Annotated in this window: 1 protein-coding gene; it reads right to left on the reverse strand. The window is 49.1% G+C overall.

The window, feature by feature from the left end; all coding sequences use genetic code 11:
- Positions 1-637: TonB-dependent receptor domain-containing protein (locus AACP56_RS17920; protein WP_339339087.1), on the reverse strand; the 637-nt coding region annotated here is incomplete at both ends.

Genomic DNA, 637 nt, shown 5'->3' on the forward strand with positions numbered 1-637 from the left:
TAATAGGTTCAGCAGGTCGGTCGAATTTCTTTTATAGTACTCCACGGACCCGTCCAGGAAATTGTTGAAGAGCGCAAACTCAAGTGCCACGTCAAAGTTCTCGATGGTCTCCCATTGCAGCTCCGAGTTCCCGATATCGGTGAATATGATAGCGGGGGCGGCGGCATTGGAAGTAATCGAGAACCTGGGTTGGGATATGAAGAAATCGTTCACAAAGACCCCGCCCACGGTCGTGCCCAATGCATCGTTACCGACCTCACCATAGGATGCCCTGAGCTTCAGTTGGTTCACTACATTTGAGTTCACCAAGAAATCCTCTTGGTCTATCCTCCATGAACCACCAGCGGAGTAAAAAGTCCCCCATCTGGTGTCCCGGTCGAAGACCGAAGAGCCATCTCGCCTTACGGAACCACTGATATAGTACTTGTTCTTATAGTTGTAGTTTACCCTGGAAAAATATCCCTCAATGCTCTTTCTCGTGGAATTTCCCTCCAAGTCGACAATGTTCGAGAAGTTGTCGAACTCAAAGATCCCATTGGCAGCCTGTATGGTTGCAGTACCGCCATTGCTGGAAAAGGTCCTGTCAAAACTTTCATGACCTGCCGTAATATCCAGGTTGTGGTCGCCGAAGCTCTTC

Source organism: Croceitalea sp. MTPC6 (genome assembly GCF_036985525.1).
Classification (GTDB): domain Bacteria; phylum Bacteroidota; class Bacteroidia; order Flavobacteriales; family Flavobacteriaceae; genus Croceitalea.